General features: G+C 72.2%; 12 protein-coding genes. 4 read left to right on the top strand and 8 right to left on the bottom strand.

The features are described from left to right. Window positions 1–14: 14 nt before the first annotated feature. Window positions 15–1,256, top strand: coding sequence for a chemotaxis protein CheA (locus ACFHWE_RS12295; protein WP_416601439.1), 1,242 nt, complete (start codon window positions 15–17; stop codon window positions 1,254–1,256). Between the two features lie 89 nt (window positions 1,257–1,345). Here ACFHWE_RS12295 and ACFHWE_RS12290 read toward each other — a convergent pair whose 3' ends face one another. The 3 genes from ACFHWE_RS12290 to ACFHWE_RS12280 all read right to left on the bottom strand — a co-directional run bounded on the left by ACFHWE_RS12290 (window position 1,346) and on the right by ACFHWE_RS12280 (window position 3,882). Beyond that, window positions 1,346–1,990: an AAA family ATPase gene (locus ACFHWE_RS12290; RefSeq protein WP_416601296.1), complete on the bottom strand. Its 645-nt coding sequence runs from the start codon at window positions 1,988–1,990 to the stop codon at window positions 1,346–1,348. Window positions 1,991–1,997: 7 nt separating this feature from the next. Continuing rightward, window positions 1,998–2,387: a zf-TFIIB domain-containing protein gene (locus tag ACFHWE_RS12285; RefSeq protein ID WP_416601295.1), complete on the bottom strand. Its 390-nt coding sequence runs from the start codon at window positions 2,385–2,387 to the stop codon at window positions 1,998–2,000. Between the two features lie 112 nt (window positions 2,388–2,499). After that, a complete protein-coding gene (locus ACFHWE_RS12280) occupies window positions 2,500–3,882 on the bottom strand; it encodes an NAD(P)H-quinone dehydrogenase (protein WP_416601293.1) in 1,383 nt (460 codons plus the stop codon). 376 nt (window positions 3,883–4,258) lie between these two features. Between ACFHWE_RS12280 and ACFHWE_RS12275 the strand changes: the two genes are divergently transcribed. Then, window positions 4,259–5,083, top strand: coding sequence for a purine-nucleoside phosphorylase (locus ACFHWE_RS12275; RefSeq protein ID WP_416601291.1), 825 nt, complete (start codon window positions 4,259–4,261; stop codon window positions 5,081–5,083). Between the two features lie 338 nt (window positions 5,084–5,421). Here the strand turns inward: ACFHWE_RS12275 and ACFHWE_RS12270 are convergent, their stop codons facing one another. From ACFHWE_RS12270 to ACFHWE_RS12250, 5 genes are all read right to left on the bottom strand, one after another. Then, entirely contained in the window at window positions 5,422–6,075 is a 654-nt protein-coding gene (locus ACFHWE_RS12270; protein WP_416601290.1) for a PH domain-containing protein, read from the bottom strand. After that, the gene (locus tag ACFHWE_RS12265; protein WP_416601289.1) at window positions 6,060–7,157 is read right to left on the bottom strand and encodes an adenosine deaminase; all 1,098 of its coding nucleotides are present in this window, start codon (window positions 7,155–7,157) and stop codon (window positions 6,060–6,062) included. Before ACFHWE_RS12265 ends, ACFHWE_RS12270 begins: the two co-directional genes overlap by 16 nt. Window positions 7,158–7,246: 89 nt before the next feature. Beyond that, the gene (locus ACFHWE_RS12260) at window positions 7,247–8,485 is read right to left on the bottom strand and encodes an amidohydrolase (RefSeq protein ID WP_416601288.1); all 1,239 of its coding nucleotides are present in this window, start codon (window positions 8,483–8,485) and stop codon (window positions 7,247–7,249) included. A gap of 26 nt (window positions 8,486–8,511) precedes the next feature. Continuing rightward, a complete protein-coding gene (locus ACFHWE_RS12255) occupies window positions 8,512–9,684 on the bottom strand; it encodes a glutamate--cysteine ligase (protein WP_416601287.1) in 1,173 nt (390 codons plus the stop codon). A 174-nt stretch (window positions 9,685–9,858) separates the two neighbouring features. Then, a complete protein-coding gene (locus ACFHWE_RS12250; protein WP_416601285.1) occupies window positions 9,859–10,806 on the bottom strand; it encodes a YihY/virulence factor BrkB family protein in 948 nt (315 codons plus the stop codon). Between the two features lie 142 nt (window positions 10,807–10,948). Between ACFHWE_RS12250 and ACFHWE_RS12245 the strand changes: the two genes are divergently transcribed. Both ACFHWE_RS12245 and ACFHWE_RS12240 read left to right on the top strand, forming a co-directional pair. Next, window positions 10,949–12,070, top strand: a complete 1,122-nt coding sequence (locus tag ACFHWE_RS12245) for a galactokinase family protein (protein ID WP_416601284.1) — start codon at window positions 10,949–10,951, stop codon at window positions 12,068–12,070. Window positions 12,071–12,198: 128 nt separating this feature from the next. Then, the gene (locus ACFHWE_RS12240) at window positions 12,199–13,467 is read left to right on the top strand and encodes an LCP family protein (protein WP_416601282.1); all 1,269 of its coding nucleotides are present in this window, start codon (window positions 12,199–12,201) and stop codon (window positions 13,465–13,467) included. Window positions 13,468–13,640 lie beyond the last annotated feature (173 nt).

Here is a 13,640-nt window from a genome sequence, read left to right as displayed (position 1 = left end):
TGGCAACACCCACAGTGCTGACCGCCGGACTCGTGGCGGCGGTGACGGGAACCGCGGCCCTGCCCGCCGCGGCCGACGTCCAGCCCGAACTACCGGACACCCAGGCCATCGTCGACGAACTCGAAGGCGACGGCGTCTACATCGACCCCAGCATCGACCAGATCTCCCCGGCCGACGAGCTCGCCCTGGAGAACGCCGCGTCCGGCTCGGACGTGCCGGTCTACTACGTGATCCTGCCCAGCGGGACCGCCAACTCCAACTCCAGCGTCGACGCCGTCATGGACCCGGTGATGGCCGAGGTGGGCGACGGCGCCTACGGCATCCTGGCCGGTTCCGACGCCTTCGCCGTCACCTCACCCAATCTGGACGACCCCGGGGAGATCCGGGAGATCGCCCTGGCCCAGGGCGGCAACCAGATCGACACCCTGGTGGCCGTGCCCGACGCCGTCGAGCAGTCCGAGTCCGACGCCGGTGCCGCCTCCGGCGTGGTCCTGATCGTGCTGCTGGTGGCCCTCGTCGCGGGCGGCGCCTGGTTCGTCCGCCACAGCCGCAAGAAGCGCGCGGCGGAGAAGGCCAAGCAGGTCGCCGAGATCAAGCAGATGGCCACCGAGGACGTCGTGCGGCTCGGCGAGGACGTCGCCCGGCTGGAGATCGACCTCACCGCCGTCGACGAGGCCACCCGCGTCGACTACACGCGGGCCATGGACTCCTACGACCAGGCCAAGGCGCGCCTGGACACCATCACCGAACCCGAACAGGTGAAGGCGGTGACCCAGTCCCTGGAGGACGGCCGCTACCACATGGCCGCGACCCGGGCCCGGATGAACGGGGAGCCGGTGCCGGAGCGGCGCGGCCCCTGCTTCTTCAACCCGCAGCACGGCCCCTCCACCGAGGACGTCGTCTGGGCCCCGCCCGGCGGCGCGCCCCGGTCGGTCACCGCGTGCGCGGTGTGCGCGCAGGCCGTGCGCACCGGCGGGCAGCCCGACGTACGCCTGGTGGAGGTGGACGGCGAGCGGCGCCCCTACTACGACGCGGGCCCGGCCTACTCCCCCTACGCCGGCGGCTACTTCGGCACGGACATGATGATGGGCATGTTCACCGGCATGATGATGGGCTCCATGATGGGGTCGATGATGGGCGGCGGCATGATGGGCGCCGGAGACGTCGGCACCGACGACATGGGCGGCGACTTCGGGGGCGGTGACTTCGGCGGCGACTTCGGAGGCGGCGGGGACTTCGGCGGCTTCGACTTCTGACACCTGCGGCGCGAGACCGCGAACGCGGGCCCCGGGCGCGTGCCCGGGGCCCGCGGCGTCCTCTCCGCCCGTCCGGGGCCGCCGGTGGCTCAGGCCCCGGACGCGAAGCGCGCGTGCAGTTCCTCCACCCACGCGCACACGGCCTCGGCGGTGTCCTCAGGGGCGACACGGGTGGTGTCGACCAGGGTCAGCGGGGGCGTGAGGCGGTCGGCCTCGGCCGCGATCCACTCGACGAACTCCCGGTTCTCCGCGATCCGCTCCTCGTCCCAGGCCCGCCAGGCCGGGCGGGCGCGCAGGCGGTCGGCGAGCACGTCGGGGTCGCACATCAGCGACAGGTAGTGGATCCGTGCGAACAGCGCCCGCTCGGGAAGCGGCTCCAGCTCGGGGGGCATCACCGTGCCGCAGAGCACGACGGGGCGCCCGCTCTGCTGCACCATGGCGGCCGTGCGCAGCCAGGTGGAGCGGAACAGGCGGTGGTGGTCGGCCGGGTCGCGCAGCCCGCCCACCCACAGCAGGTCCTGTTCGAGGACGACGAAGCGGTCCCGGAGCCGTTCGAGCAGCAGGCCCGCGATGGTGGACTTGCCGGTACCGCTGGGCCCCGACACGCAGTACAGCGGCAGGCGGCGGTAGGGGCGCTCCTGGCCGCAGGCGTGGCAGCGCAGAGCGGACGCGCCCGCCCCGGTGTCGGGAACCTCGTTCCACTCACCGCAGCGGGAGCAGATCAGCGGATGCACGGCCGACTCAGTCGAAGAGCTCTTCCAGGAAGCTCTTGCGGCGCTTGCGGTAGCCCTTGGGCGAGTCCGGATAGCCGCCGCGGAAGCCCTTCGGGGAGTCCGGGTAGCCGCCGCGGAACCCCTTGGGCGAGTCCGGATAGCCCCGGTAGCCCTTCGGGGAGTCGGGGTAGCCGCCCGGACGCGGGTACCCCGGCGGGGGGCCCTGCTGGGGGTAGGCGGGCGGAGGGCCCTGGGGGGCGGCGGGCGGAGGGGCGGCGTAGTGGCGCTGCTCGGCCGCCAGGATGCTCTCCAGCTCGCCCCGGTCCAGGAAGATGCCCTGGCAGACGTCGCACCGGTCGATGTGGACGCCCTGCCGGTCGTAGGTACGCATGGGGCTCTGGCACTTAGGACAAATCACGGGCCCGAGCCTACATGCACCGGTGTCGGATCGGAGTAAGAGTCCGGGGCCGGAATCCGCCGTGACGTGCTTGGCCCCACGCACGGCGGACCCCGCGGCCCCGATCGCCCGCCTACTCCGGGGAGGCGAGCATGAGCGAGCGCGCCGCCTCGGTGACGCTGCCCGAGAGCGAGGGGTACACGGCGAAGGTGTGCGCCAGGTCGTCCACCGTCAGGTTCTGCTGGACCGCGACGGACACCGCTAGGATGAGTTCGCTGGCGCGCGGGCCGACGATGACACCGCCCAGGACGATGCCGGTGTGCTGTCGGCAGATGAGCTTGACGAAGCCCTCGTTGACCTCGTTCATCTTGGCGCGCGGGTTGGTGTTGAGGGGCAGTGTGACCGAGCGCCCGTCGATCCGGCCGCTGCGCACGTCGTCCTCGCTGGCGCCGACCGCCGCGATTTCGGGGTGGGTGAACACGGTGGAGGCCACCGTGGACAGCTTGAGCGGCGCCACGGCCTCGCCCAGCGCGTGCCACATGGCGATCCGGCCCTGCATGGCGGCCACGGAGGCCAGCATGTTGACCCCGGTGCAGTCGCCCGCGGCGTACACGCCGGGCACGGTGGTACGGGAGACCCGGTCGACCTCGACGAACCCGCCCTGCCCCAGCCGGACCCCGGCCTCCTCCAGGCCGATCCCCTCGGTGTTGGGGATCATGCCCACGGTCATGAGGCAGTGGGTGCCCTCCACCACGCGGCCGTCGGAGAGGGTCACCCGGACACCGGTCCCGGTGTTGGTGACCGACTCGGCGCGCGTCCGGTTCAGGATGTTCATGCCACGGCGCGTGAACACCTCCTCCAGGGCCTGGGCCGCGTCGGCGTCCTGCGTGGGCATGACGTGGTCGCGGGAGGAGACGAGGGAGACGTCCGACCCCAGGGACTGGTAGGCGCTGGCGAACTCGGCCCCGGTGACGCCGGAGCCGACGACGATGAGCTTCTCGGGGAGTTCGTCGAGGTCGTAGAGGTGGCGCCAGGTGAGGACGCGCTCGCCGTCGGGCTCGGCGGTGGGGAGTTCACGGGGGTGGGCGCCGGTGGCGATGAGGATGACGTCGGCGCGGATGCGCCGCTCCCCCACCGCGACGATGTGCGGGTCGACCAGTCGCGCCTCGCCGACGACGACCTCCACGCCCTCCTTGACCAGCCGGGCCCGGGTGTCCTCGGACTGGGCGAGGGCGAGGCGTTTGATGCGCGGGTTGAACGTGTTCGGGTCGACTTCGACCTCGGACTTGCCGTCGGGGCCGCTGGGGACGTTGATGCCCAGGACCTCGGACTCGCGTACGTAGGTCGTCCGCGTGGAGGTGGCGATGAGGCTCTTGGAGGGGACGCAGTCGGTGAGGACGCAGGCGCCGCCGATCCCGTCGCGCTCCACCACGGTCACGTCCGCGCCGAGCTGGGCGGCCACCAGCGCCGCCTCATAGCCCCCGGGTCCGCCACCGATGATCACGACCTTCGTCACGCTGCTTCACTCCCTCTTCGGTCGGCCGCCGTACCCGTCCGGCTCGGGAGTCGGGCGGAGCCGAACACCACCAGGTTCTCGCTCGCACCCATTGTCGTCCATGTCCGCCCGCGGTATCGGCAAGAGCCCCCGCGCACGGGGCGCCGGGCCACCGGATACCTGCGCGGGCCGGACCCGCGACGCGGCCTTCTCACCCGTTAATGGGACGAAGGACACACCCGTATCCCCCACACACCCTTCCCCGAACGACGCGTGCATCACCGCGCGCCCCCGGTCCCGTCCGTGATGTCGCACGACCGACACCGGCGTTCCACCCGCCGGACACACTGCACCACCCTTCGGATTGATCCGACTACCCATGGGTACCATCCGGGGTGTGAGCAACACAGAGCAGGAGCCCCGGACCAGCGAAGAGGCCAAGGACATGGCGTCCGAGGCGGCACGGGAGCTGCTGTCCCGCGCCGGTGCCGACACCTTCGACGCACTGGTGGTGCTCGGCTCGGGGTGGGCGGGCGCGGCGGACTCACTGGGTGCCGTCGACATCGAGTTCGACGTGAGGGAGCTGCCCGGCTTCCTCGCTCCGACCGCGCAGGGCCACTCCAGCAAGGTGCGGAGCGTGTGGGTCGGCGACAAGCGTGTGGTCGTGTTCATGGGGCGCGTCCACGAGTACGAGACCCACGACCCCATGGCGGCCACCCACGCGGTGCGCACCGGCCTGTCCGCCGGGTCCCGGATCGCGGTCCTGACGGGGTCGGCGGGCTCCCTGCGGGCCGACATCGCCCCCGGCGTCCCGGTGGTGGTGCGCGACCACATCAACCTCACCGCGCGCTCACCGCTGACGGGGGCCAGGTTCGTCGACCTGTCGCAGGCCTACACCCCGCGGCTGCGTGGGCTCATCGAGGAGGTGGACCCCTCCCTGGCGGAGGGGGTGTACGTGTCCACCGTCGGTCCGCAGCTGCAGACCCCCGCCGAACTGGCGCTGCTGCGCCAGGCGGGGGCGGACGTGGTCGGGCGGTCGATCGCGATGGAGACCATCGCGGCGGTGGAGATGGGGGCCGAGGTCCTGGGGCTGGCGATGGTCACCAACGACGCCGTGGGGTCGGTCTTCGCGCCCTTCGAGTCCGACCAGGCCCTGGAGGTCGTCACGCAGCGGGCCGGACGGCTGGGTGAACTGCTGAACGGCGCGCTCGAACGGGCGTGAGTCGCGCGAGCCGCCGGGTGTGGGTGGGGAAACGGGGCGCCTCCGGCCGTGGTGCAGATGAACCGGTACCGGCGTGGCGAGCTGTACACCCCGAGGCCTTGGGATGAACGGTACCGGCCGCGACCAGGCCGGAGGCGGTGCTTCCCCGGTGTCCCGCCGTGCGGAATCCCCGCAGATCCCGTTGGACTCACGGACGGGACACCTTTCCTGTATTCAGTTGAACCGCGCGCGCCGCCCTCGGGAGGAGAACCGGACGGAGGGACCATCCGCGCGAAGTCCGTCCATCCGGAACGTTCCCCCTTAGGCATGCCTTACCTAATCAGAAGCGGCGTGCGCCGTCAACCCCCGGGCACGAACACGAGGACACCCGCGATCGCGGCGGCCGTCACCGCCAGGACCGCGAACACCTCCACCGGCACCATGGACTGGGGCCGGTCCCCCGCCCCCAGGGCCGCGGGGCCCGCCTCGGCGACGTCCCTGATCGGCCCGCTCAGCGGCCGTGCCTTGCGGTGCTCGGCCTCTCCCCGCAGCTCGGCGGCGATCCGGTCCATCGGACGCTGCGGGGCGTCCCCGGCACCGGCCTCCGGGTCGACCAGGCCCGACGTCCGTCTCAGGTTGTCGCGCACCCGCGACCGCCGGGTCTCCCGCAGCGGCCACGAGCGCACGATCCGGTCCGGGGTGTGCACGCGCAGCACGTCGGTGACGTCCACCCACACCACCGCGGACCACGGCACGAACGTCTCCCGCACCGGGTTGACCACCCGCAGGCCCCGCTCCGTGGCGACCAGGCGCGGCCGCAGCCACACCAGGTACACCACGGCGATGCTCACCACCAGGACGGCACCCGCGATCCACGCGGACCGGCCCCGGCCCGCCAGGAGCACCTCGACCAGCAACAGGAGCGCGACGGCCGTCCAGAGCGCCGCCATGACCCGCGTGAACGTCACCGCGTAGGTCGTGGAGCCCGGCCGCTCCATCAAGACGTCGCCCACTTCAACTGCGCGAACCCGGGCTTGATCACACCGTTGATCAGCGACAGGCGCTCGTCGAAGGGCAGGAAGGCCGACTTCATCGCGTTCACCGTGAACCACTCCAGGTCGTCCCAGCCGTAGCCGAAGGCGGCGCAGAGCTTCGCGAACTCCTCCGACAGGACGACCCCGCTCTGGAGGCGGTTGTCGGTGTTGACCGTGACCCGGAAGCGCAGATCGCGCAGGAGCCCGATGGGGTGCTCGGCGACCGACGCGGCCGCGCCCGTCTGGACGTTGGAGCTGGGGCACATCTCCAGCGGCACCCGCTTGTCCCGCACGTACTGGGCGAGTCGGCCCAGCCGGGGCGGGGCGCCCTCCTCCACGGTGATGTCGTCGATGATGCGCACGCCGTGGCCCAGGCGGTCGCACCCGCACCACTGGAGGGCCTCCCAGATCGAGGGCAGGCCGAACGCCTCACCGGCGTGGATGGTGAAGTGGAAGTTCTCCCGGCGCAGGTACTCGAAGGCGTCCAGGTGCCGGGTGGGCGGGTTCCCGGCCTCGGCGCCCGCGATGTCGAACCCGGACACGCCGGCGTCGCGGTAGCGCACCGCGAGTTCGGCGATCTCCGACGAGCGCGCGGCGTGCCGCATGGCCGTGACGAGCTGGCCGGTCCTGATGGCGTGTCCCTGGTCCGCGGCGCGCTTTTGGCCCAGCTCCAGCCCCTCCTGGACGGCCTCCACGACCTCCTCCAGGGTGAGCCCGCCCTCCAGGTGCTGTTCGGGGGCGTAGCGCTGCTCGGCGTAGACCACGCCGTCGGCGGCCAGGTCCTCCACGGCCTCGGCCGCCACGCGCACGAGCGCCTCGCGTGTCTGCATCACCCCGGTGGTGTGCGCGAAGGTCTCCAGGTAGCGCTCCAGGGAGCCGGAGTCGGATGCGTCGCGGAACCACGCGCCCAGTCGGTCGGGGTCGTCGGTGGGCAGCCCCGTGTAGCCGGTCTCCCGGGCGAGTTCGACCACGGTGGCCGGGCGCAGGCCGCCGTCGAGGTGGTCGTGCAGCAGGACCTTGGGCGCCCGCCGGATCTGCTCAACAGTGAGTGGCTGGTTCATACACCTCAGAATGCCACCCGGCGGCCGGACGCCGGTGTCACAGTGGCGTCACACGTTCCGGGGAAACCGCTGGCAGGCGGGACAGCGGCTCAGGCGAGGGCCTCGTCGTCCACCCGCTCCCCGGCACGGCTCCGGTTCCACAGGGCCGTCAGCGCCGTGGTCACCATGAACCGGGTGCCCGCGCCGATGGCGCGTTCGTCGACGTCGAAGGTCCCCCGGTGCAGGTCCAGCATGGGCCCCTCCCAGTCGGGCGAGTGGGTGCCCAGGCGGGCCAGTGCCCCGGGGACGTGCTCCAGGTACCAGGCGAAGTCCTCCCCGCCCAGGCTCTGCGGGGTGCCGGCCACCGCGTCGGCGCCGAGCGCCGAGGCGGCCGCCTCGCGCATCACCTCCACGCTCCCGGCCTCGTTGATCGTGGGCGGGACGCCCCGGCGGTAGGTGACCTCGACCTCGGCCCCGTAGGGGCCGGCCACCGACTCGACCAGGCCCTTGATGATCTCGGGGGCCGCATGCCACGCCTCGTCGTCCAGGCAGCGCACGGTGCCCTCGGCGACGGCGTCGTCGGGGATGACGTTGGGGGCCGCACCCGCGCTGATCCGCCCCCAGACCAGGCTGAACCCGGCCCGGGGGTCGACGCGTCGGGACAGCGCGGCGGGCAGTTCCGTGACCACCTTGCCCAGGGCGTAGACGAGGTCGGAGGTCAGGTGCGGCCGCGCGGTGTGCCCGCCGGGTCCGGACAGGCGGACCATCACCTGGTCGCACGCGGCGGTGATGCCGCCGGTGCGCAGCCCGACCCGTCCGGCCATGAGCCGGGGGTCGCAGTGCAGGGCGAAGATGCGCTCCACACCCTTCAGTGCACCGTTGTCCACCACCTCGACGGCACCGCCCGGCAGTTCCTCAGCGGGCTGGAAGATGAGCCGCACCCGCCCGGGAAGGGAACCGGAACGGTCCTGCTGGGCGAGGAAGACCGCCGTCGCCAGCAGGACCGTGGTGTGCACGTCGTGACCGCAGGCGTGGGCCGCCCCGGGGACCGTGGAGCGGTAGGGCACGTCCTTCTTCTCGTCGGTGAGGGGGAGGGCGTCGATGTCGGCCCTCAGGGCGACCAGGCCCCCGGGGCCACTGCCGACGTCGCACACCAGGCCGGTGCCCCGGGGCAGGACGCGCGGGTCCAGCCCGGCCTCGCGCAGCCGCTCGGCGATCCGTCCGGTCGTCCGGTGCTCGGCGAAGGCGAGTTCGGGGTGCATGTGCAGGTCCCGGCGGAAGCCGGTGAACTCCCTCTCATGGCGCGCCAGAAAAGCGGTCAACTGCTCCGGCAGGTCACGTCCCTGCATGCGGGGGTCCCCTCTTCATTCGCGTATCAGCGTGCACCGGCTCCGCCGCCGATGCCGACCTCTGCGCGCGCGGGGCCGCCGCGGAGCTCGTCGACCAGCATGTCCACGACGTCGTCGAGCGATCCGCCGTCGGCGACGACCGCGCGCTGCCGTTCGTAGGAGGCGCCCTTGTCCAGGGTCTCGGAGACCAGGTCCAGGTCCTCCGCGCAGCCCAGGCGGGCGGCGACGGGGCGCAACTCGCGGACCAGCTCGTAGAGGTCGTCGCGGATCGGAACGGTGGTTCCATGGATGTCCGTGATGACACGAGCGTCGAGCCCGTAGCGGGTGGCGCGCCACTTGTTGTCACTCACCAGCCAGGACGGCGGGTTGGGCAGTGCGTACCCGCGGTCGAGCTGGTGGTCGAACGCCTCCACCAGGGTCTGGGAGAGCGCGGCGGCCATGCCCACCTCGCGCAGGGTGGGAATCCCGTCGAACATCCGGATTTCGATGGTGCCGAAATCCGGGTGCGGCCGGATGTCCCACCACACTTCCTTGATAGAGGCGATGGTACCCGCCCGCTGAAGTGTTGCGAGGTATTCCTCGAAAGCAGTCCATCCGGACAGGTTCGGCGGGGGGCCGGCGGTGGGCAGGGCCCCGAAGACGACGGAGCGGGCGGAGGCCAGCCCCGTGTCGTGTCCGCTCCAGAAAGGACTGGAAGCGCTCAGAGCGAGGAAATGCGGGAGGAACTTCGTGAGCGCGTTGACGATGGGGATGGCCTTCTCCGGGCTGCGCACGCCCACGTGGACGTGGACCCCGCAGGTGAGGATCCGCCGGGCGAGCCACTGCAACTGCTCGATGAGTTCGTCATACCGCTTTCCCGGGCTGAAGGACTGGTCGCGCCAGTCGTCCATCGGGTGGGTGCCCGCGCAGGTCAGCGTGGTGCCGCGCGGTTCGAGGACCGCACGCATCCGGTCGATGCTGCGAGCGAGGTCGAGTTTGGCCTCCTCCACCGTCTCGCAGATGCCGGTGACCACCTCCACCTGCGACTGCATGAGTTCGTGCCGCAGCGGAGGGGTGTCCGTGCGGGCGCTGAGTTCGGGGAGTTCGGAAAGGAGTTCCCCCGCTTCCTGCTTCAGGTGGCGGCTCTGCCGGTCCACGAGTTGGAGTTCCCACTCCACACCGAGTGTCGGGCGTTCGGACGACTTGAATGCGATTCCCATCTGCCCTCCGAGGGGGGTGATCGCCGACTGTCACCGTCGGCAGCCGGTGCGTCCCGATGAAACGGTCGACCGGGACAGAGGAGGACTACCCTTCCCACACCCCGCGCATACGGGTCGCTGTTCCACGAGTGGGTGTTTTTCCTTATATACGACTAAAAGTCGCTCTTCGCGTATTTAGTCAGCAGTGTCGGAGGGCTCGGGCATCGCCGTGTAGGGCGGCGGAACCGGCAGCCACGTCGCGGCCCACGAGGCGCTCAGGACCACGAGGCGCATCACGAAGTTGATCCACACCAGCAGCCCCACCAGCACCGCGAACGAGGCGTACAGCGGGTTGCTCAGCGTCCCGGAGAGCAGCATCGCGGCCACGGACTTGAGGATCTCGAAGCCGACGGCACCCAGGAGGGCCCCGTGCCACAGCTCCCGGACCGGCCGACCGCTCCCCGAGAGCAGGCGGAAGACCATCGCGAAGATCGCCGTGTTGGCCGCCACCGCGATCACCAGCGCCAGCCCCCGCAGCGCCAGGTTGGCCACCAGGGAGCCGTCCAACCCGACCAGCGACAGCAGGAAGCCGGTGGCCGTCTGCGCCACGCTGGTGAAGGCGACCGTGCACAGCAGCGCCACGCCCAGACCCAGCATGACCAGGAGGTCCAGTACCTTGCCCAGGAGGAAGTTCGGGCTGTCCTTGACCTTTTTGAGCCAGACCCTGTGCAGGACCTGGCGCAGCTCCGACACCGCGTTCAGCCCGGAGTAGAGCAGTCCGAGCACACCGATCAGGCCCGCGCCCAGGCGCGCGTTGGCGATCTCCTCCACGGGAAGCTGGTCGGACAGTCCGGGCAGGATCTGGTCCAGTGCCTCTTCGAGATAGGAGGTCAGGTCGGCCTGACCCGCCGCCACGAAGCCGACCGCCGCGAAGGCCAGCGCCAGCAGCGGGAAGAACGAGAGGAAGGCGTAGTAGGTGACCGCCCCGGCCAGCAGACTGCCGCTGCACTCGGAGTAGCGGCCGAGGGCGCGCACGAGGTGGTCGAAGACCGCGCTCCTGTGGCGCAGCGCCCAGAAGGCGTCCATGGACATGTGGCGGTAGCGCCGGGCCGCGGCACGGCCCCGGTCCACAACTGCGGGCATGGCCCCCTTCACTCCACGGTCGCCGCTGGTGGGCGCAACACTAGAGGAGAACGGGCGGGAGGGGAACCCGCCACACACGGCCGTCCGCGCACAGGAGCGGACCGCGTGGACCAGGTGGGAACCGAGTGAAAGAGGTCGTCTGTTGGAACGCGCTGTGACCCGGTTGCGCGCCGTGCTGGGCGTGCGGTCGGCCGGCCCGCGGGGCGCGTGGCCGTCGGCCGCACCCGGGGCCGACCGGCTCCTTGCGGAGTTCGGCTCCCGGTACGGTTCGGCGGCCTCGGGCGTGTGGCACGCGCCGGGCCGCGCGGCGCTCCTCGGCGAGCACACGGCGTCCGTCGGCGGCGGCGCCCTGTACGCGGCCCTGCCCTGGGGCGTGACCGCCGCGGCCGACACCTCCCCCGACGGCCGCACCCGCGTGGCGACGCCCAGAGGGCCGCTGAGGCCCCGCGACCCCTCCTTCCGGGCCGTGACCGCGGCGACGGACTCGGCACGGCGTGCGGGGCTGCTGGGCGGCGGCCAGGGGCTGCACGTGCTCCTGGACGGCAACCTGCCCCGGCACGCCTCGCTGGGGTACGCGGCGGCCGTGGCCGGAGCGGTCTCGCTCGCGCTCGCCGACATCACGGGGGGGCCGCCGCCGGAGGGCGCGACCGCCGACGAGCGGGTGGTGCTCACGGCCCGCCCCGGCCACGCGGTCCGCGTGCGGCCCGACACACTGCGGACGGTGATCCTGCCCTTCGACCTGGCCGGTGAGGGGCTGTGCCTGCTCGTCGTCGACACCGGGGCCCTGCCGCACCGCGACCCGCGACCCGCGCACACGGCGGCGCTGCGGCGTGCCCAGGAGGCCCTGGGTCCGCTCCGGTCCGTCCGGGACCCGCGCGCGGCACTGCGGGAGCTGCGTGAGCCCGCGCTGCGCGCCCGCGCCGAGTGCGCCCTCACGGAGGTACACCGGCTCAACGCGGCCGTGGGCCTGCTGCGCGCCGGACGCGCCGGGGAGACCGGCCCCGTGTTGGAGTCCTCCCACCTGTCACTGCGCGGCTGCGGCCTGACCACCGCCGAGGTCGAACTGGCCGCCGAGGCCGCCTCCCGTTCCGGGGCCCGGGGCGTGCGGGTGTCCGGCTGGGCGGGCACCCTGGTCGCGCTGGCCGCCCAGGAGCGCGTGGAGCCGATCACGGCCGCCCTCACCCGCGCCTTCACCGACCGCGGCCGGGTCCCGCCCCGCGTCCGCTCCGCCCTGCCCTCGGCCGGGGCGCACCGGTTGCGCTGAACCGAGCCCTCCCGGAAGGTGGCCCGGGCCACCGTAGGCGAGTGCGAACCCGGCTACAGTTTTCGCGGTCATACACGGGCAGCAGGAACCTTTCGAATCGAGCAGAAGCGCGACGGGCGGGCGGATCGATGACGGACTCACAGAACCGGGGCGGTTCCGGCCCCACCAGCGAACACGACCGGGCGGGCGTGTTCCGTCGCGCGGGCGATCCGGACAAGCCGGACGAGTTCGAGAGGCTCTACCGACAGCGCGAGTCCGAGCGGCGGACCGTGGGGGCGGCCCGGCGCGTCCCCGAGGCCGGGGAGGCGCCGCCGATCAGGCCGGAGAAGCGCCGGACCCACAGCTCCGGCAGGGTGTACGACGGGACCGGGAGGGACCGCCGGTCCCGGCAGCGGCACAAGAAGCGCTTCCGCAACGTCGCGGCGGGCGTCCTCGTCGTGCTGATCATCCTGCTCACCGTGCCGCCCGCCCTCTTCTACTCCTGGGCCGACAGCCGCCTGGTCCGCGTGGACGCCGTCACCGACTACGAGGGCCGGCCGGAGGGCCAGCCGGGTACCACGTACCTGATCGTGGGCTCCGACAGCCGGGACGGGCTCAGCGAGGAGGAGATGGACGAGCTGGCCACCGGGTACGCGCAGGGCCGCCGGACCGACTCGATCATGCTGCTCTACATCCCCGAGGGCGACGCCTCACCCACCATCGTCAGCGTCCCGCGCGACTCCTACGTGCCGATGGCCATCCCCGGCTACGCGGACAACAAGATCAACACCGCCTTCGCCGACGCCGTCTGCGGGACCGACGACGCGGGCGAGGAGGTCTGCGGCGGACCGGGGCCGCTGGTGGAGACCTTCGAGCGCGCCTCCGGGGTGCACGTGGACCACTACGTCGAGATCGGCATGGGCGGCTTCGTCGACCTGGTGGACGCGGTCGGCGGTGTGGAGCTGTGCCCCGAGCAGGCCATGCAGGACCCCAAGGCCGGGCTGGACATCGAGGCCGGGTGCCAGATGATGGACGGCGGCACGGCGCTGGGCTACGTGCGCACGCGCGCCACCCCCCGCGCCGACCTGGACCGTATCCAGCGGCAGCGGGAGTTCTTCGCCGAGCTGGTCCAGACGGCCACCGAGCCGTCGACGCTGTTCAACCCGTTCCGGGTGATGCCGCTGGTGACGGCGGGTACGGACACCTTCATCGTCGATGACGACGTCCACCTGCGGCACCTGGCCACGATGGTGCTGGCGATGCGCGGGGGGACGCAGACCACGTCCGTGCCGGTGGGCTCGACCCCCACCCTGGACGGGGTGGGCTCCGTGGTCGTCTGGGACGAGGTCCGCTCCGAGGAGATGTTCACCGCCATCCGAGCGGGTGAGCCCATCCCCGAGAGCGCCATGCAGGACTGAACCCGGCCCGTCCGGCCGATCTGGCCGACAGACAACGTGCGTGAGCAGCGCGAGCGGCGCATTCGGTCTCTGCAGGAGGAGTCGCTGCCGCAGCGAGGAATGAGCAAGGAGGGGCCGCGGCCGGAGGCCGTCCGTTGAGGGTGGTGGTGGGCGACGGGCAGGGAAGGCCGCGG

It is taken from the genome of Nocardiopsis sp. LOL_012 (assembly GCF_048060475.1).
Taxonomy (GTDB): Bacteria; Actinomycetota; Actinomycetes; order Streptosporangiales; family Streptosporangiaceae; genus Nocardiopsis.
Note: the sequence above shows the minus strand (reverse complement) of the source record. Positions and strands in the feature narration are given on the sequence as shown.

Bases quoted from the DNA above. Each gene is read 5' to 3' on its own strand.
- ACFHWE_RS12265 (WP_416601289.1), bottom strand. From the start codon at position 7,157: ATGAACCAGCCACTCACTGTTGAGCAGATCCGGCGGGCGCCCAAGGTC.
- ACFHWE_RS12260 (WP_416601288.1), bottom strand. From the start codon at position 8,485: ATGCAGGGACGTGACCTGCCGGAGCAGTTGACCGCTTTTCTGGCGCGC.
- ACFHWE_RS12255 (WP_416601287.1), bottom strand. From the start codon at position 9,684: ATGGGAATCGCATTCAAGTCGTCCGAACGCCCGACACTCGGTGTGGAG.
- ACFHWE_RS12250 (WP_416601285.1), bottom strand. From the start codon at position 10,806: ATGCCCGCAGTTGTGGACCGGGGCCGTGCCGCGGCCCGGCGCTACCGC.
- ACFHWE_RS12240 (WP_416601282.1), top strand. From the start codon at position 12,199: ATGACGGACTCACAGAACCGGGGCGGTTCCGGCCCCACCAGCGAACAC.